This is a genomic window from Actinomadura sp. 6N118 (genome assembly GCF_044326415.1).
Taxonomy (GTDB): domain Bacteria; phylum Actinomycetota; class Actinomycetes; order Streptosporangiales; family Streptosporangiaceae; genus Spirillospora.
The window spans coordinates 412,359-429,607 of record NZ_JBIRAZ010000005.1 but is presented as its reverse complement, the minus strand read 5'-3'; the positions used below and the strand labels follow the sequence as shown (position 1 = coordinate 429,607).

21 protein-coding genes are annotated in these 17,249 nt (G+C 67.4%); 10 read left to right on the top strand and 11 right to left on the bottom strand.

Going from position 1 to position 17,249, the window contains the following annotated elements; translation table 11 throughout:
* Window positions 1-107 precede the first annotated feature (107 nt).
* On the top strand, window positions 108-761 hold the full coding sequence (locus tag ACH34W_RS15630; RefSeq protein ID WP_395961586.1) for a class I SAM-dependent methyltransferase: 654 nt from the start codon (window positions 108-110) through the stop codon (window positions 759-761).
* Between the two features lie 213 nt (window positions 762-974).
* Here ACH34W_RS15630 and ACH34W_RS15625 read toward each other — a convergent pair whose 3' ends face one another.
* Together ACH34W_RS15625 and ACH34W_RS15620 are read right to left on the bottom strand one after the other, a co-directional pair.
* Window positions 975-2,186: a hypothetical protein gene (locus ACH34W_RS15625; RefSeq protein WP_395961585.1), complete on the bottom strand. Its 1,212-nt coding sequence runs from the start codon at window positions 2,184-2,186 to the stop codon at window positions 975-977.
* Window positions 2,183-2,752 carry a dihydrofolate reductase family protein gene (locus ACH34W_RS15620; protein ID WP_395961584.1) on the bottom strand — a complete coding sequence of 190 codons (570 nt, stop codon included), beginning with the start codon at window positions 2,750-2,752 and terminating at the stop codon, window positions 2,183-2,185. The genes ACH34W_RS15625 and ACH34W_RS15620 overlap by 4 nt, the downstream gene beginning before the upstream one ends.
* Window positions 2,753-3,064: 312 nt before the next feature.
* Between ACH34W_RS15620 and ACH34W_RS15615 the strand changes: the two genes are divergently transcribed.
* Genes ACH34W_RS15615 through ACH34W_RS15605 form a run of 3 tightly spaced genes read left to right on the top strand, consistent with a single transcriptional unit; the run spans window position 3,065 to window position 3,856 of the window.
* Window positions 3,065-3,256 (top strand): hypothetical protein, encoded by a 192-nt coding sequence (locus ACH34W_RS15615; RefSeq protein WP_395961583.1) that lies wholly within the window; start codon window positions 3,065-3,067, stop codon window positions 3,254-3,256.
* 10 nt (window positions 3,257-3,266) lie between these two features.
* Window positions 3,267-3,593: a DUF6247 family protein gene (locus ACH34W_RS15610; protein ID WP_395961582.1), complete on the top strand. Its 327-nt coding sequence runs from the start codon at window positions 3,267-3,269 to the stop codon at window positions 3,591-3,593.
* A complete protein-coding gene (locus tag ACH34W_RS15605) occupies window positions 3,590-3,856 on the top strand; it encodes a hypothetical protein (RefSeq protein WP_395961581.1) in 267 nt (88 codons plus the stop codon). Before ACH34W_RS15610 ends, ACH34W_RS15605 begins: the two co-directional genes overlap by 4 nt.
* Window positions 3,857-3,952: 96 nt before the next feature.
* Here the strand turns inward: ACH34W_RS15605 and ACH34W_RS15600 are convergent, their stop codons facing one another.
* Window positions 3,953-4,444 carry a hypothetical protein gene (locus tag ACH34W_RS15600; RefSeq protein ID WP_395961580.1) on the bottom strand — a complete coding sequence of 164 codons (492 nt, stop codon included), beginning with the start codon at window positions 4,442-4,444 and terminating at the stop codon, window positions 3,953-3,955.
* 314 nt (window positions 4,445-4,758) lie between these two features.
* Between ACH34W_RS15600 and ACH34W_RS15595 the strand changes: the two genes are divergently transcribed.
* The gene (locus ACH34W_RS15595; protein ID WP_395961579.1) at window positions 4,759-5,421 is read left to right on the top strand and encodes a HEAT repeat domain-containing protein; all 663 of its coding nucleotides are present in this window, start codon (window positions 4,759-4,761) and stop codon (window positions 5,419-5,421) included.
* Between the two features lie 12 nt (window positions 5,422-5,433).
* Window positions 5,434-6,438, top strand: coding sequence for a HEAT repeat domain-containing protein (locus tag ACH34W_RS15590; RefSeq protein ID WP_395961578.1), 1,005 nt, complete (start codon window positions 5,434-5,436; stop codon window positions 6,436-6,438).
* 82 nt (window positions 6,439-6,520) lie between these two features.
* On the opposite strand, the gene ACH34W_RS15585 is transcribed toward ACH34W_RS15590, so the two are convergent.
* Complete coding sequence (locus ACH34W_RS15585; RefSeq protein WP_395961577.1) at window positions 6,521-6,670, bottom strand: hypothetical protein; 150 nt, start codon at window positions 6,668-6,670, stop codon at window positions 6,521-6,523.
* 188 nt (window positions 6,671-6,858) lie between these two features.
* A complete protein-coding gene (locus tag ACH34W_RS15580) occupies window positions 6,859-8,061 on the bottom strand; it encodes a GNAT family N-acetyltransferase (RefSeq protein WP_395961576.1) in 1,203 nt (400 codons plus the stop codon).
* Between the two features lie 123 nt (window positions 8,062-8,184).
* Between ACH34W_RS15580 and ACH34W_RS15575 the strand changes: the two genes are divergently transcribed.
* Complete coding sequence (locus tag ACH34W_RS15575; protein WP_395961575.1) at window positions 8,185-8,769, top strand: TetR/AcrR family transcriptional regulator; 585 nt, start codon at window positions 8,185-8,187, stop codon at window positions 8,767-8,769.
* A 72-nt stretch (window positions 8,770-8,841) separates the two neighbouring features.
* On the opposite strand, the gene ACH34W_RS15570 is transcribed toward ACH34W_RS15575, so the two are convergent.
* From ACH34W_RS15570 to ACH34W_RS15555, 4 genes are all read right to left on the bottom strand, one after another.
* A complete protein-coding gene (locus ACH34W_RS15570) occupies window positions 8,842-9,027 on the bottom strand; it encodes a hypothetical protein (RefSeq protein WP_395961574.1) in 186 nt (61 codons plus the stop codon).
* 132 nt (window positions 9,028-9,159) lie between these two features.
* Window positions 9,160-10,773, bottom strand: coding sequence for an RNA polymerase sigma factor (locus ACH34W_RS15565; RefSeq protein WP_395961573.1), 1,614 nt, complete (start codon window positions 10,771-10,773; stop codon window positions 9,160-9,162).
* A gap of 60 nt (window positions 10,774-10,833) precedes the next feature.
* Window positions 10,834-12,060 carry an alginate lyase family protein gene (locus ACH34W_RS15560; protein ID WP_395961572.1) on the bottom strand — a complete coding sequence of 409 codons (1,227 nt, stop codon included), beginning with the start codon at window positions 12,058-12,060 and terminating at the stop codon, window positions 10,834-10,836.
* 86 nt (window positions 12,061-12,146) lie between these two features.
* Complete coding sequence (locus ACH34W_RS15555; RefSeq protein WP_395961571.1) at window positions 12,147-13,016, bottom strand: BTAD domain-containing putative transcriptional regulator; 870 nt, start codon at window positions 13,014-13,016, stop codon at window positions 12,147-12,149.
* Between the two features lie 749 nt (window positions 13,017-13,765).
* Here ACH34W_RS15555 and ACH34W_RS15550 point away from each other — a divergent pair.
* Together ACH34W_RS15550 and ACH34W_RS15545 are read left to right on the top strand one after the other, a co-directional pair.
* Window positions 13,766-14,092 carry a hypothetical protein gene (locus tag ACH34W_RS15550; RefSeq protein ID WP_395961570.1) on the top strand — a complete coding sequence of 109 codons (327 nt, stop codon included), beginning with the start codon at window positions 13,766-13,768 and terminating at the stop codon, window positions 14,090-14,092.
* Between the two features lie 25 nt (window positions 14,093-14,117).
* Complete coding sequence (locus ACH34W_RS15545) at window positions 14,118-14,756, top strand: class I SAM-dependent methyltransferase (protein ID WP_395961569.1); 639 nt, start codon at window positions 14,118-14,120, stop codon at window positions 14,754-14,756.
* A gap of 16 nt (window positions 14,757-14,772) precedes the next feature.
* Here ACH34W_RS15545 and ACH34W_RS15540 read toward each other — a convergent pair whose 3' ends face one another.
* Window positions 14,773-15,207: a hypothetical protein gene (locus ACH34W_RS15540; RefSeq protein WP_395961568.1), complete on the bottom strand. Its 435-nt coding sequence runs from the start codon at window positions 15,205-15,207 to the stop codon at window positions 14,773-14,775.
* A 188-nt stretch (window positions 15,208-15,395) separates the two neighbouring features.
* Window positions 15,396-16,358 carry an NADPH:quinone oxidoreductase family protein gene (locus ACH34W_RS15535; protein ID WP_395961567.1) on the bottom strand — a complete coding sequence of 321 codons (963 nt, stop codon included), beginning with the start codon at window positions 16,356-16,358 and terminating at the stop codon, window positions 15,396-15,398.
* Between the two features lie 204 nt (window positions 16,359-16,562).
* Between ACH34W_RS15535 and ACH34W_RS15530 the strand changes: the two genes are divergently transcribed.
* Entirely contained in the window at window positions 16,563-17,015 is a 453-nt protein-coding gene (locus ACH34W_RS15530; protein WP_395961566.1) for a VOC family protein, read from the top strand.
* The last annotated feature ends 234 nt before the right edge of the window (window positions 17,016-17,249 follow it).

Sequence of the window (17,249 nt, the reverse complement as noted above, 5' to 3'; positions counted from 1 at the left end):
AAGATCGGGCCCGGGCCGAGGCGGTCAGGCCCTCGCTGCGGTATCGCCAACCCGAGGCCGGCCGCGGCCGTACGGGTGCCGGACCACGCGGGCTAGGGTCGTCTTCCGTGATCGAGTCTTCCTCCCTGGACACCACCCGGGCGGCCTACGACGCCGTCGCCACCCTTTACGCCGAGCTGTTCCGTGACTCCGTCGAAGGCCATCCGCTGGACCGCGCCCTGGTCACCGCGTTCGCCGAATTCGTCCAAGCCGCGGGCACCGGGCCGGTGGCCGACCTGGGATGCGGCCCCGGCGGCGTCACCGCACGCCTGGCCTCCCTGGGTGTGACCGCCTTCGGCATCGACGCGTCGCCGGCGATGATCGAGCTGGCCCGCCAGGAGTACCCGGACCTGCGGTTCGACGAGGGTTCGATGCTCGCGCTGGACATCGCGGACGGCACGCTGGGCGGCGTTCTGGCCTGGTACTCCATCATCCACACACCTCCGCAGGACCTGCCGGTGATCTTCGCGGAACTCGCGCGGGTGCTGGCGCCGGGCGGTCACCTGCTCCTGGGGTTCTTCGCGACCGGCGACGACTCGCCACACCCGGCCGAGCCGTTCGACCACAAGGTCTCCCTCGCCTACCGGCTCTCCATCGACCACATCGCGGACCTGGCGTCCAAGGCCGGGCTCACGGAGATAGGCCGGCTGCGCCGCGAGCCGGGTGAGAACGAGAGGTTCCAGCACGGCCGCCTCCTCACCCGCAAGCCGACAGAGCCCTAGACCCGGCCAGCAGGCCGACAATCGCCCGGGTGCCGGCAGGCCGCCCCCAGCTCACACAAAGGACGGCCCGCCGGTCCACCGCAACGCGTTCGGGCGGCGCTGGGGGCACCTGGGCCGTCCTGAAATGCCGCACCGCAATCCCCGGGCACCACAGGGCCAGGCAAACGTGGGGCTCGCTCCGCTTGGGATCGTCGCCCTGGGCGCGTAGTGGGTTTATCTGGCGGTGCCGGGCCGCCAGCACAGGTCCGGCGGCGCGCCGTCCTTGAAGTAGTCCACGTCGAGCATGGAGGCCCACCCGGGCCGCCAGGCCGCGTCGCGCCGCGCCATCTCCTCGCGCAGCCGATCCAGCGGTTCGTGCACGTAGAAGCCCTTCCAGAACGCGGGGCGATGGTCGTAGGCGCGCTCAACGTTCACCGCATCAAGGGGCGCGTGGACCCGCACGTACAGCCAGCGTCCCAACCGGTCGTCGCCTTCCTCCTCCCTCCACGCGTTGAGCAGCTCGGAGAACTTCTCGTCGAGCCACTCCGTGTCGTTGGCGTGGCGCAGGGCGAACGGGTGCCGCGGGTGCCCGATGAAGGCCGCCCTGATCTCCTCGTGCCCGTTGGCTCGCATCCACTCGACCACGTCGTTCAGGGCATCACCGGCGGCGGGTGCCGGCCGTTCCGCCTCCCGCGCGGCGCTCATGGCGGCCCCGACGATGCTCCTGGCCTGCGCCGGCTCGATGACGAACACGCGGCGCCCCGGGGGCTCGCCGTTTCCCGCCGGAAGCTCGGGCCGATCGGAGCCCGGCCGCACCCCGATCTCTTCCGCGACCGCCAAGGCGCCGTCGATGTCGAAGATTCCCTCCGCGTCGTCGACGTCGAGCTCCTCGGCCACGGTCTCAGCGTCCAGCGGGCTGATCAACGCCTCGATCACGGCCCGGTCCACCGTACGCGCGCGGCACGCGTTCACCAGCGCGTTGTACGCGGCGACCGCGTCGCTGTACTCCTCGGCGAGCTCCCAGTACCGATCATCGGCACCTCCGGACCCGCATCCGGCCCCGTCGTTCATGCCCTCCGGGTACGGGGTCCGCGCCCATGACTCCCCGTCCCACCAGTACACGAACGCCAGGATCTCGGCATGACGGATCGTCTTGTGGAGCCATTCCCACGGCAGCCACCCGGGCCCGCCCGCGAGCAGATCGATGGGCAGTACCTGCGCACGGGTCTGACTGCCGTCGTTGTCGTAGCCGTACACGACCGCCCGGCCGCCCTCAACCCACGACATCCCCCACCAGCCGTTACCGACGTCACCGCTCCGCAGCCCACCGCTCACCAGCCCGAACCCCATCGGTTCCATGCCTGGGATGAGCGCCGGCAGCACGGCCAACGCCGCCGCCTCCGCCCACAACTCATCGGCGTCGGGCAGTGTGATCTCGTCCGTCATGAAACCGTTCCGGTAGGCAGGCTGGGACGGTACCGCACGTTCACGATCGACGTGGGGTCGTCTTCGCCGACGCGGTGGAGGCGGATCGGCTCGCTGCCGGGGTTGTCATACAGCCGGATGCCCTGGCCGAGCAGAACCGGTGCGATGTGCAGGTCGATCTCGTCGATCAGTCCCAGTTCGAGAAGCTGACGGCCGATGGTGGGCGAGAACACTTCGAGGTTCTTGCCGCCGGCCGCCTCCAGCCCGATCCGCACCGCCTCGGCCGGCCCGCAGTTCAGGAACGTGACGTCGTCGGCGGGCGTGGCGTCCTCGGGGTGGTGGGTGAGCACGAAGATCGGCCCTTTCCAGTCGCTGCCGTAGGGGCGAGCGTCAGGCATGGCATCCCATCCATCCCGCCCTCCCAGGACAGCACCCGTGGTCTGAACGTATTCATCCGCCAGGCCCGGCCTGGCCGTCCCGGTCATCCAGTCCATCTCGTGGTTCGGCCCTGCCACGAAGCCGTCCAGCGACATCGTGAAGTGCCAGAGCACCTTCCCGTCCGCGGTCTGCGGCTTGGTGTCGTTCATTGGTCTCCTCCTGCGGTCTGCTTGCGGTTGGTAGCGCTCTCACCGACGCCGACCGGCGCGACCGCTGGCCTTGGCCGCCGCCGAGGCCCCTCGGTCGCACCAACGGCGATCAGCTTGTGGAGCCAGCTTGCGCGGTTTTCAGGGGCGGCGGTAGTGCAGCGCGACCGCGTCTGTGGTGGGGATGGTGGTGGTCTCAGCCATGGTGGTCTCCGTTGCATTGTTGACAGCCTCGTAAATAGTGTCTGTCGGACGCTGTTTATGCTAGACACAGTTTGAGAGTGGCGACAAGACCGAAGTTTTCGGAGGCTCGATGTGGACCGCACCGTTGAGTTGCTGTGGGGGCTGCGGCAACCGCCGAGCCGCGGACCCAAACCCGTGCTCAGCGTCGACCGGATCAGTGGCCCACGAGAGGTCGGCTGGACCGAGGCCGCGGTCGCCGTGCTGGCCGGGACCGGGCTGAGCGGCGCCGAACAACTGGACGCCGTTCTGTTGGGCAGGTCATAGACTGTGGGTCATGACCGCCAGCGCGCCGGAGCCCGCTTCTGCACCGCCGGGTAAAGACCTCAAGTCAATCCGGGCTGCGTTGCTGCCCGAGGACCGTGCTGATTTCGACTCCGGGCTGCGGCGGGCGATGAACACTGCGGCCGATCACCTGGATCTGGCGCCTGTTCACGAGTTCATCGAAGCCTGGTGGCGGATTGCGGTGTTCTCGATGGACCCGGACAAGCAGCGCGCCGCGCGTGACACCGCCGAGGCCCTCATGGGTGGTGAGCGGGTGCCGACGGTCGACGCCACGCAGATGATCAGACGGCGTATCGCCGATCTCCAGGGCGGACGTTGATCTACCGCGTCGAGGAGACCGAGGACGTTCTCTCCGAATTCTCGGTCCTCCCCACCGAGGCCCTGACCGCTTACCTCGAACTGCGGACGACGCTGGAACTGGCGCCGTGGAGCGGCGCTCAGTACAACCCCGACAACCCCGCCGGCGCGAACGTGCGGACGCAGCCGTTCGGGGCAGGACACGGGCTTGTCAGCTACGTCATCATCGAACACCACGAGATCGATGAACACCGCGTGGTCGTCACCAGAGTGACCTGGATCTGAGCGGCCCAGGCCGAGCCCACCGTCTACTGACGGGGCGTCGCTCCGCGCGCTCACCGAGGGTTGAGGACGAGTGAGCGCGCGGAACGGCGAGGGACGTCACTTACTGCACTTCACGCGGAGGTTGAAGCGGTCGGTGGTGCAGGCCTTCACGTTGACATTGCGGACCCCGCTGAAGCTCCCCTTGGAGCTCCAAGCGCCACCGCGTTTCTGACGGAATTTCTTCGCGGTGGCGATGTACTTGCCCCACGACTCGGACCCTCCGGTACGGGTGCGGTACTGGTGGACGACCTGGAGCGTGGCGCGCTTGCTGTCGGCGGCGGTGTCCCAGACATTGCCGGCCACGGATGCTTGGTACCAGCCCTTGCGCTTGGTCGGCTTCCAGCAGACCTTCGCCTTGATCGTCGCGCCCTTCACCGACTTGGTCGCCTCCCAGCATCGCCAGGCGGCGCGCACGGAGGCATCGGCGTTTGCGGCTGCGGGCCGGGCGGTGTCGGTGGCAGCGGTGGCCGAGGCCGGTAGTGCCGCAAGCCCGCCGGTGAACATCGTTCCCAGAGCGCCGACCGCGCCCAGCATTGTGACGTTGCGCATTGAATACCGCCTTTGAGTGGGGGAGCTGACTTCGGCTCGAGACCAGGCGTTGAACGGAGCGCTGACGATGGCGAGCAGCTTTTTCCCATGCCATGCTCCCTTCGCTGCCTGCTGTGGAGTTCGTTCTCGAGGCGATGGCAGCCGAGCCAATCAACGGGGTGTCTCCGGAAAATCTCCGTACCAGGTCACGCTCGTACCGAGATGGCGATCTCCTGACGGCTGACCGCCGCGTCGCGGGTCGGGCGACTGCGGCGTGGCCCGTTTGACCTTGACACAGTGACAAGGCCTTCACTGTGGCCAAGGAGGTGGTCCCGATGACCATGCCGAAACAGGACATGGCTGTGAGTCGAGCTCTGGAGGGGTTGGAGGACAGCCGCTCGTCGGTACGGCTGCGTGCGGCGCTGGCGTTCGGCACGGCCCCGGACCCGAGGTTCATCGACAAGCTCATTGAACGCTGCGCGATCGAACCCGACTTCTATGTGCGCGACATGCTTACATGGGCACTCACACGCCACTCAGCATCGATGACGGTCCTCAAGCTTCTCGATGAGGTCCGCTCGGAGCATGCGCAGGCACGAAGCCAGGCGTTGCACACGCTGTCCAAGATCGGGGATCGGCGAGCATGGCCGGCGATCACACGGGCGCTTCTGACCGACGCCGACGATGAGGTCGCGCGGAGCGCCTGGCGAGCAGCGGTCGTGCTCGTACCCGAAGGGGAAGAACCCGAGTTGGCCGCGGTGTTGTCGACACAGCTCGGGCGCGGCGAACATGAGACGCAGCTGAGCCTCAGCCGGGCGCTGATCGCGCTCGGTGAGATGATCTTGCCGACGCTGAGCGCCGCGATGTCGGATCTCGACCCTCGCGTGCGCGCGCACGCGATCGCCACGGAACGGCTGCTGCGCGACCCGGATGCCGGATTCGAGTTCGCGATCGAGGAGGCGAAGCGCGTCGTGGCCCTCGGCACAACCAACCAGTAAGGGTGACAGGCAGTGTTGATCGGTGATGTGGCACGACGGTCCGGGGTCAGCGCTCGCATGCTCAGGCATTACGACTCGCTCGGGCTGGTACGGCCAACGGGTCGTACCGACGCCGGCTATCGGGAGTACTCCAGCGAGGACATCCGCCGGATCTTCCATATCGAGAGCCTGCGGTCATTGGGGTTGTCGCTGCGTGAAGTCAAGCGCGCGCTCGACGATCCCGGCTTCGCGCCCTCAGAGCTCGTCGACGACCTCATCCACCAGACACGAGAACGCATCGCAGATGAGACGGAACTGCTCACGCGACTCAGTCGGATCAGTGCCGCGGAACCCGCCGCCTGGGAGGACGTCCTCCAGACCGTTGCACTCCTTCAGGCGTTGAGGTCAACGAGTGCCGGGAAGCGCCAGCGCGCTGCCTTGTCCTCAATTGAACAGGTTCCGGTGCCAGTAGAAGCACTGGTCGAGGCTGTGCTGAGCGAAACGGACCCGAACGTCGCCGGAGCCCTTCGATGGGCTTTGGCGCAATTGGGCGACGGCGGATTGGCGCTGCTGGCAGAGGGCCTCGGCTCACCAATGGCCGAAGTGCGGAAACGTGCCGTCCAGGCCATCGCTGAGATTCCGAATGGTGAGACGACCACACTGCTGCAGGACGCCCTCGCGGACCCCGACATCGTGATCCGCAGGTATGCAGCTCTGGCACTCGGAACACGCGGAGTAGCCGACGCGATCCCGACCCTCATCAACATGATCGTCGAGGAGGCGAACGACGTCGACGCAGCCGATGCACTGAGCGCGCTGGCGAGTCGTCCCGCGCTGGCCGATCAGATCGCTACGGGTCTCGTTGATCGCCTCGCCGACAGCACCGTCGAATCGCCTGCACGTCGGCGGCTGACACAAGCGCTCGCGGAAATCCCAGGAGTCACCACTTCACGTGCCCTCGCAGATCTGTCACATGACGATGACCGTGCCGTAGCGCTTACTGCGGCATACATTCTCGGGATACGCAGCCCGCGATAACGGATCTTTCCTGGGTTGCGGTGTGCGTAGGGCTCCCCCGCCGCGCGGTCGGTGACCTCAAGGAGTCTTGGTTTGCGTGGGGTCATCGGCGGAGGCTGTTGGCCGACCAGCGACGGTACGCCCGGTCGCGCTCCTCACGGTGACGCTTTACAGCGGCACTCCTTACAGCGGCGCTCCTTACGACGGCGGCCAGGTCGCGGGCCGCCTTCTTGCGCTGCTTGTCGGCGGTCATGATCCCTCGCTCTGGCGGGCCCCAGGCACTCCCGCCGAGACGGGGATCGACCGGGGGCCGCTGGCCGCGCAACCCCAAGGTCGGTCACGGTGGCGTCGTGTTGCGCAGAGCGTCGGGTGACCAAGGCCGCCTTGCCCAGTAGAACGCTCATCAGCCGAACTCGTCTTTTCGTGTCGGGTCACGCTCGGTCAGTTCGTGGCCGACGATCCGGTGACGTCGAGGCGGTATTGGTTGGTGCGGTGGTGCAGGCGGAAGCCCAGGTGGTGGTTGACGGCCAGCAGGGTCGTGGCGTGTTCGGGGTTGTCGGTGACGACCTGGGTGAGCTGTGGGTGCTGGTCGTACAGGGTGCGCAGCATCGCGGCCTTGATCCACAGGTCCAGCCCGAGGCCGTGGTGGCCGTCGGCGGCTGGCCGGTGGTCGTGCTGGGTGGCGCGGGGACCGGTGGCGCGGGGACCGGTGGCGCGGGGTCCGGTGCCGCCGGGGACCAGTACTTCGGTGCAGCTTGCGATCTGGCGGCCGTGCTCGGCGGTGACGGTCAGCAGTGCCTCCGCCGGGACGGCGGTGTCGCGGCCGGGTGGGGTGATCTGCGTCGTTCCGGTCAAGTGGTAGCCGGGATGTTCGGCCGCGACCATCTCCGCCAGCCAGCCCGGATGCATTTCGCGCAGCGACAGCAGCAGGTGGTGCAGCGTGCGCAGGCGCACCAGCCCGCGCCGCAGGCAGAAGGCGTCGCCGGTGCCGCCGACGGGCACGGCCACCGTCACTGTGTGCAGGCCGTGGAACCGGGCCCCGCTGATCAGCGCGGCCACAAGCCGGTCACCGATGCCGCAGCGCCGGTGGGCCGGGTGGACGTGCACCTGCGCACGGCCGGTGACGGCGGCGGCGGGCAGGCGCAGCACCGCCAACCCCACAACCTCACCCGCGCGGCCGGCGGTCCACACCAAGGTTGTTGCGCTGGTCAGGTAGGCGTGGAGCCGGTCGGGCGTCGAGGGTGCCATGCCGGGGAGATCTTGGGCCATGGACGCGGCGACCACCGCGTGCCAAGCCCGGACCCGCGCCCCATTGGGCTCCTCCCCCGCCGGTTCGACGCGGGTGATCCGCACGTCCACCGGCTCGGCCCGGACGTGGTCAGCAGTGATCGCCATGCCCGGCACGTGCAAGCCGACCCCTGGAGGGCGGCCGGGTTGTGGGGGCACCGGCTGGTCCTTGAGGGTGATGGCCAGTCCTTCGACCGAGATCGCGTCGCTCATGGGGGTCTCCTTGCTGGTGTTCAGGGGGCAGAGTCTGCGGACGACGATGTCGCCGTAGGAGGTCATGGCGTGGATGTCGACGGGGCCGTTGGCGTTCTTCAGGTGGCCCTCCGGGACTCTCGGAGTGTGTGTTTGTGGCTCCAAAGCTCGATCCCTGCGTCCGAGGCCGGACACTACACGACACGTTCCGTGTCGTGATCGAAAGTCTGCAATGCCCGAGCCGCCACTGTCAACACGACACGTTCCGTTTCCTGTAACCTCGGATGCATGGCAGGCTCACCGAACCCAGACAGGCGAAACCAGCGAAGCCGCCAGGCGATTCTTGACGCCGCGCTCGAACTCTGCGGCGAGATCGGCTACGGGCATCTCACGATCGAGGGAATCGCCGCGCGGGCAGGCGTGAGCAAGAAGACGATCTATCGCTGGTGGCCGTCCAAAGCAGCTGTGGTCGCGGAAGCTCTGGACGAGGTGATCGGCGCGCCCCTGGCCCACCCCGATACCGGCGACCTGGCCAAGGACATGCACACCCAGATCTCGGCGGTCATCGATCTGCTCACCCCGCCGGAACGGTCACCGATATCCGCCCTGATCGCCGACGGCCTGCAGTACCCCGACGTCGCCGTCGAGCTCCGGAATTTCGTCCGACCACGCATCGACAGCTTCAACGAGCGATTTCGAACCGCACAACAGCGAGGCGAACTCCCACCTGACGCCAACCCCGACGTGGCGGTGAGTCTCTTCTACGGCCCGATCTACCACCGGCTCGTCCTCCACCTTGGGATGCCGGACTCAACAGAGCTCACCGAATACATCCACCACGTGATCCGCTCACTCACCTGCTCAGAGACCTAATGAGCGATGCCTCGCGCACCCACCAGGTCCACCACATAGCGACAGCGGACACACGTTCAGCTTTACCGAGGGCTACGCCTTCTTGCTGCCTCGGCGGCGGTCACGCCAGGTGAAGAAGGCCTGGGAGATCCTGACCATGAAGGAGTGGTCTCCGCCCCCGTGGACTGACTGGGTGCCGATGAAGTCCGCGTTCGGGTTGTCACGTCGTTCGTACTCGGAGTTGGACTGACCGGGAATGCGCTTCTCTGGTGCAGCCATCGTTCCTCCATTGATCGTCGCAGATCTCAGCCCCCAGGGACGGGTTGTGATCTTCGTTTGCTTCGACGACTCATGGAGGCTGCCGGTTCCCTCGACGCCCTTGAGCCTGTGGCGATGGGTCTCGGGCGCGTGTCAGCGGACACGGGACTGTTGGGGGACCTCAGCCGAGTTCCGGGCGCGGGTCAGGTATTGCGGTACGGGGGCGGAGTCGTCGCCGGTGTCGCGGACGAGGCCGTAGCGGATGATCCCGTTGCCGTCGGGAGCTGTGCCGATGTCGGCGGTGATTTCGCGGTGGGTGACCGGCTTCATGAAGATGTTGTAGTCGGCATGGCTGCTCTCGGTGTGGTTGAGGGTGACGGATCCGCTGAGGTAGTAGTACTCGTTCTGCCACATCTGCTGGGCCCCGGGCGGCAGGGTCGCGGTGCCGGTTCTCAGGCCCATCCAGGTCCGGGACGACCCGGGCTGGCGGTCGTCCAGCCGCCGCCCGCCGCCGGCCGCGACGTGGAACAGTTTCCCGGTCAGGGCGGTCCAGGTCGGCATGACCACCTGTCCCCCGTTCACGACCTGCCAGCGGACCATCAGATAGCCGCGGCCACGGAACGTGACGTTCTCCCCACGGTGTTTCAAGTCGGCCTTGTCCCCCGTTGACAGCGTCACACCCGTTTCGCGGCGGCGCGGCAGTGCGCCCGGCCGGCGGCGGGGATCGGGTGCCCGGTCGGCCGCGTCGACCACGCTGCCGTACAACGAAAGGCGGCGGGGGCTGGGCACCGGCGGGGACGGCGCCGCACGGGGCACCGCGCTCGCCGGTGCGGTGGGAAGGCTGGGGCCGATGGGGAGGGCGGCCGGAGGTGGCGGCGGGGCGGCCAGCTCTTCGAGCACGTACGCGCCACCCCCGGCCAGGGCCACCCCGCCCGCCACCGTCACCGCCGTCACCGGCTTGGCCAGCAGGGCGGCGGCCTGAGCCATGAGCCCGGCGGGAGCGGCCGTGGCGGGGGCTTTGACGAGCGCGCCGAGACCGAAGCCGACCGGGAGCGGCACCAGGGCAAGCCCGGTGAGCAGCCGCTCTGCCGAGACCGTCGCACGCCGGGCGCCGCAGTTCGGACAGGAGCGCACGTGCCGGGCCAGGCGTTTGCGCCACAGCGAGTCCGGCCGCCCATCCCAGGTGCCGGTGATCTCCGCCAGCTCGCGGCAGCCGCCTTCGAGGGCCCGGACGATGCCGCGCGCGGTCTCCAGCCGCGACTTCATCCGCTGGACGCGCACGGCCGCATGCTGCCGGGTCAGCCCCATCGCGGCGGCGAGCTCCCGGCGGGTCAGCTCGCCCGCCACCTCCAGGCACCACAGCGAGAACACCTGCCGGTCCGCGTCGTCAAGCCAGCGGACCGACTCGGCGACCTCGCGCCGCTCCCCCTCCAGCTGAAGCCGCAGGACGGTGAGCTCAGCGAAATCCGGGCCGGCCTGCTCCATGGCGATCTCCTCGCCATTGCGCCGCCGGCGGTGCATCCGATCGCGGACCTGCCGTACCGCGATCGCGACCAGCCATGGCCGGAACCGGGCCGGATCCCGCAACCCGCCGAGGCCGTCGATGACGCGGATCATCGTTTCCTGGACGACGTCGTCGGTGTCCCCGTGGCCGTTCAGCGCCCGTCCGACGATGTTGTAGACCAGCGGGAGACTGCGCTCGACCAGCTCGTCGAGCGCCTGCCGGTCGCCGGCCCGGGCCGCCTCGACCGTTCGCTGATCTATCAAGGCTCAGTCCACATCAGCATCGGGAACCATGGCTCACTTCGTGTAAACGGGAACCATGGCTCACTTCGCGTAAAGAAGCGTTCCGAAGCCGAGCTGGTCGTAGCCTCCGCTGTTCGGTCCGTAGTTCCCACCGCCGCCTTCCGGCCGCCCCTTCTCAGCCATGGCCGTGATGTAGGGGACGGATAGACGGCGACGCCGTGCGTAGTGGTAGTGGAGCATGTCCCACACCGGGCGGTTCTGGCCACGCCCGAAATCGGAGATCACAGTGTGCTGGCGATAGTTGCACTTCGTACCGGTCCCCCATTCGTAGTTGGTGAACGGTACGTCATAGCCGAGGTTGTACTTGGCGACGTACTGGGCCGCCTTCATGAAGCGGTTGTTGTCGTAGCCGTACAGGTCGTCGCCTTGGCTCCAGGCCATTTCGCAGATCGCGCCCATCTGCCCCATGCCCATCAAGGTATGTCCCTGGTCCCGGCCTGATTCCTGCCACTGCGCCAGGCCCTGGCCCTTGTACACGAACGGGATGGCGTTGGTGATCGAGCCGTTGCCCTTGCCGTTCTTGAAGTAGTCGATCGCCTGCTCGTACTTGGCGGTGTCGTCGCAGAGGATCCCGATGGCCATGATCGACGCCATGTTGCACAGGTCCCAGTTGGCCCAGTAGTTGGTGATGCAGGCGCCGTTGTGGATGGTCAGGAAGTGGTTGTTCAGCGGGTAGAAGACGTTGACCATCATGTCGCGGAAGGCGTCGAGGTTGAAGCCGGGGTAGCCGCGCATCAGTTCCCCTGCAGCAGCGAACTGCCATCCGTAGATGCCCCCCGCAAGGAACCGGTCGGCGTTCCCGGTGACCTGGGTCAGCTTGGACGACCACGCGTTCAGGATGTCGCGGGCGCAGTCGGCGTGGGCGGTGCGACCGCCCACCTTCCACCGAATCGCGTTCTGGTACGCGGCGTGGATGTCGTTGTAGAGGACCGTGTAGTTCTGTCCCACGCCGCCGCGGACGACCGTGGCCTGTGGGCGCGCTTTCCAGGTGGACGCCGAGTGGGGGTTCGCGGTCAGCCGTTCCCAGGCAGACAACCATGGCTGCGAGCCGGCTCTCACCCGGACCCTGGCGCGGTTGAGCTCCCCGTACGCATTGAGCCCCCCGGGGTGCACGAAACCGGTGCCGGCAGCCTTGGAAGCCGTGCGGGCCGGCTCGGAACCACGGAGGAGCAGCGGCGTGCCGGCCGCTCCTCCGACGGCGAGCGCCCCGCCGATCCCGAGCAGACGGCGGCGACTGATCTGTGACATGAGGGGCTCCTGTGCCGAACGGGGATGGGACGTTTAGGAGACCGATGGAGCAGTCCGGCGATAACACTTTTTCGGAACTGGACATGCTAGGCGACGTCCCTTAGCAGGTCAGCGGCGGGTCCACCCCAGCCGGAACGAGCCGTTCCGCGGGCGAAGACGTGGCGAATGATCGCAACCAGCGTCCCGTGGTGGTTCTGGATGCCGAGGCCTTCTTGGTCACAGCGTCTGCGGGCGGAGCAGCAGGGAGTGGAGGCGGCGCAGCTCAACCGAGGGCTCAGTGCCCAGCTCATGGCGAGGAGGCGGCGCAGCCGTTCATAGCTGGCCAGTCCCTCCGCCGGCCGGCGACAGCGGCCGAGCGTGACGAGCAGGCGTGCCCACAACGATTCGCGCAGCGGATGCAGTTCGGTGAGCCGTATCAACTCCGGGACCAGCTCCTGGTGACATCCCTCGGACAGGTCCAGGTCGATCCGCCGCTCGACCGCACCGAGATAGGCCTCGATCAGGTACGACGACTCCGCTGTGCGTAGCAAATCCGAATCGATGCTTTCGTACGGCGAGCCCCTCCACAGCGCCAACGCCTCCCCGAGAAGCACACGTTCCTGCGCCTCGCTCTGCGCGCGGGCCGCCTCGGCCAGCACCCGGCGAAACCGCAGCACATCGACCCGATCGGGATCGACATCCAGGAGATGGCCTCCAGGCAGGGACCGGACCACCTGCGAGCCCAGCGCCCGGCGAAGCCGGGTGACCAGGGTCTGGACGCTGCGCCTCACATTGACCGGCATGTCCTCGCCCCACAAGGCCGGTGCCAGCCGTTGCACCGGAACGGTGTCTCCCGCAGACATCGCCAGTACAGCCAGCAGCGTCCGCACACGGCCGCTGGAAAGGCAAATCGAAACCCCGTCCCGCTGCACCTCCAGCGGCCCCAGCAGTGCAACGGTGAGTCCTCTGTCGTTCACGCGCCCACCCTCAGCCCATCGACACGCCCGCCGACGTCCATCCGCCGGACGAAAAAGGGAATGCGCTGCCGCTCGGCGCAAAGGGGATAGACGCCTGAACTGATCTTGCAAATGGGCAATGGTGTGTCACGAGAGCCAGACCTTGCATGCGCTTGTCGCATGTTCTTCTCTTCCTCGTATCAGGTCGTCGGACGATGCCGTCAGCGGCATCCGTGATCGAGGCTCCCCGCCGTCCACCACAGGGACAAGGCGGCGGTCGGGACGCGTCGCGAATCCTGGGGAAGCTGTCCCTTTTGACGACGGCCCGGAGGGCAAGTAATCGTGACTTCACGTTGATGCTGACCCAAGGAGTATCCGACGCTGACGGCTTCGGTTGACTTTCCTCTATAGAGGGTGCAGCCCCAGGCCCAGCCTGTCGTTACGGGTGAGTGCACACCTCTTTAGTCTGTGTGCACTGTCGTTCACTGCAGGCACGACGAAACAACGAACTGCCAGCACCGATGTCGCTGCGGCGCCACCACTCCCCATCCAGGCGGGCCCCCGTCGACGGTCAAGGCGCGGACAGGGGTTTGGGTGGCGGGGTCGGAGGGGTGGCGGCCATCCCGGCGTGGCCACCATCCCGGGGTGGCCGTCACCGAAGGAATTGGTTCATCACAATCTGCACATAACATCATGATGTAGCGATTGATTCTGATTGTGGATGACTTCGTTGGACGGGCTGGCGCCGGCGGTGGCGCTCGGCGAGCGCGGTGTCCGACTCCGAGCAGACGCTGCTGTGCACCTACCTCTCAGCGGTCCTGCTGGTCGGCCTGGCGGTCAACGCGCTGTTCGGATGGGCGTGGGCCGATCCGATCGCCGCACTGATCATCGCCGTCGTCGCGGTCAAGGAAGGCCGCGAGGCCTGGCGCGGTGATGCCTGCTGCGCCCTGCCCGCCGCGCCACCGTTTCCTCTGGTGAGCCGAGCGGATGTGGTTCATGCGGCACTGCCTGTGGTTGCTGCTCTTGAGCGCTACCGCTTCGGCATCTGGAATATGAGGAAGGAGATCGTGTCGTTGGCGATGACTGATCGTGTCTAGGAGAACGTGAAGGGACGTGGCTGGTGTGGACTCGACCAACGCGGATGTGCGGCGGGTGTTCGACAAGGCCGCTGACCACTACGACCGGCAGATGGCGTTCTGGGAACGTTGGCTGTTCCGCGGCAACCGCCAGTGGGCGGCGAGCCAGGCACAGGGCCGGGTGGTCGAGATCGCGATCGGCACCGGTCTGAACCTGCCGTTGTACCCGGCCGAGGCCACCGTGATCGGCATCGAACTGTCGGAGCCGATGCTGGAGTTGGCACGCCGGCGAGCCGCGTCGGCCGGGCTCGCCGACCGGGTCGAGCTGCGCCAAGGCGATGCGCAGGTGCTGGACCTGCCCGATGGCTGCGCCGACACGGTGCTGTCCACGTTCACCCTGTGCACGATCCCCGACCCGGCAGCCGCCGTCCGAGAGGCCTTCCGGATCCTGCGGCCAGGCGGGCAGATCCTGCTGGCCGAACACGGGCCCTCGTCCAACGTGGTCCTTCGCGCAGGCATGCGTGCGCTCGATCCCCTGAGCGTCCGCTTCGGCGCCGACCACCTGACCCGCGACCCCAGGCCGCTGCTTGAGCAGGCGGGCTTCCATATCGACACCGTCCAACGCAGGACCGTCGGCGTGAGCTTCCGCGTCCGAGCGACGCGGCCCGACCCCTCAGCTCAGTGAGCCTCGACACCGTGGTTCAGTCGTGCAGCGCGAGCGACCAGTGCGAGCTCAGACGCCCCTGGGTCCCCGAATTCGGTGTGCTCTCCCAGACCAGGTACCAGACCTGGGCGGACGGAGTCATGGCGTCCGACCCGACCTCGATCGTCACAACGTCGGCCACGGGTCGCTGCGCGCACCCGATGGTGAACAGCCCGACTCGCCGTCTTGTGGACCCGGTCTGGGCGCAGGAGGATGCGCCGACCCGGAGGTCGGAGAGGGTCCGTACGTAGGCGTCGAGGCTCGACTTCGACAATTCGAACCTCGCCTGCAAAGGGTGCTCGTTCACCGCCAACACCATGCTGCTGAGCAGGAGAGCCGGACAGCCGATCATCCGCAGCCAGTACAGCCGAGCCTCTCGAGGGTGGTCGAGTGCTAAGGCACTCCGCACCATGCAGATCAGCAGCAGGACCACGGAAACCAATATCAAGAGAGGGAATTCCAGCCGTTGAGTGCCGCCCAGACTCCAAGCTTGGACGAGTTCCAGCGGACAGACCACGGCCACAACCGCGATCAGGATCGGGCCGGGAGGTTTCCGTAGCACCTTCGTCAGACTGCAGCGTCCGCCATCCGGTTCCGCAGCCGGCACCGTCCGGAAGGCCTTCAGGCTCTGAGATCTAGCGCGAGCTTGTGCCGGGCGGTGCCATCGGCGATGGTCCCGAGGGCCGCGGCGGCATCGGCGAAGGGCCGCGCGATCGGGGTGCGCGGCGCGAGAAGCCCCTTGGCGTACCACTCCAAGCACTGCTGCAAAGCCAGCATGGCGGTCGCGATGTCACGGCTCGCGTATCCGGCGATGTCCTCACCGAGGATCGTGACGTTTCGTACGAGAACGTCGAGAAGGCTGACGGTGGGGATGGTGCCGCTCGCAAAGCCGGTGGTGACGAGCCGTCCCTCCCAGGCCAGGCTGTCGAGGAGCTCGACGGTGAGATCGCCACCCACGAGGTCCAGGGCGAGATCGGCGCCTCGTCCGTCGGTCAGATCTCGAATCCCCTGGGCGAGGTTTTTGGGTGGCAGGATGTGGTCGGCTGCGGTCGGCGGCAGGGTGCCAGAACGGTCGACCGCGATGACCTGGGCACCACTGGCGCGGGCGACCTGGAGTGCCGCCTCCCCCACATTGCCGGTGGCTCCGGTGACCACGACCGTCTCCCCTCGCTTGAGTTTGCCTCGATGCAGCAGCGAGACGTGCGCGGTGGCGTACGAGACGGGGAACGCGGCGGCGGTCAAGTCATCCATCTCGTCGGGAATGGGCAGCACGTGGGCGGCGTCCACCACGAGCTGGTCGGTGTACGCACCCCAGCTGACCAGGGCGATGACCCGTTGGCCTACCGCAAGCATGGTCACGTCAGGGGCGACCTCGGCAACGGTGCCGGCCAGCTCGAAGCCGGGCACGAAAAGATCAGGGACGGGTATCTGGAAGTCACCAGAGAGCTGAACGAACTCGGCGAAGTTCATCCCCACGGCAGCGACGGTCACGCGGACCTGCCCTGCGTTCAGGGTGGGGTCTGGCACCTCTCGCGCCTGGAGCTGGTCGGGACCGCCGGGCCGGTGGGCCGCAAGGATGCGCATGGTGGGTGTCTCCTCAGTCGCTTACGACGGAATACGCCCTCGACGCTAACGAGCCGATAGGTACCTCTCGGTACCTATCGGCTCGCCATGAGTCCCTTGGACCGGCCCGGGCGACGTCGTCCTCGCCGCCCCAACGATCAGAGCAGATGACACACCCAGCGCCCTGGTTGCGGAGCAGGCCGAGTAACTAATATAACTGGTTACATGGCATTGAGTTGGAAGCTCGTCATCGACAGCGCGAACGCGGCGACCCTCGCGGACTTCTGGGCTGCGGCCCTGGAGTACGAGGTGGAAGACCCCAGCGCGCTCATCGAGCAGCTGCTGGCCGCCGGCCATATCGACCAGGAGACGGTCGTCGAGCATCGCGGCCGCAAGATCTTCCGCGGGTACGCCGCGATCCGCCATCCCGAGGACCCGTTCGACCAGACCAGCGGTATCGGCCGCGGCCGGCGACTGCTCTTCCAGGACGTGCCCGAGGGCAAGTCCGGCAAGAACCGCCTGCACATCGACATCCACAGCGAGCCCGGCGGCCTCGACAAGCTCGTGGCCCGGCTCGAAGGCCTAGGCGCGACCCGAGTTAACGAGGTCGACCAAGGCCCCGCCGGACACTGGTGGGTAATGCAGGACCCCGAAGGCAACGAGTTCTGCGCGGCATAGGCCCAATGTAGACATCGCCCTCGCTTCGCTCGGACAGCCCTATCGGGGCTCCCGCCCCGAAGCCCCAAGCTGGGGCTCCGCCCCAGACCCCCACCCCTTCAGTGGCTCACCCCCTCCCCAACAACACCGCTCACGCAGGAACCGCCCGGTGCTTCTTCTAGCGTGGCAAGGTTGGCGTCTGCGGAGGTATGGATCAGGGCCACGGTGCCGGCTGTTGGTCTCGGGGACCGGCCC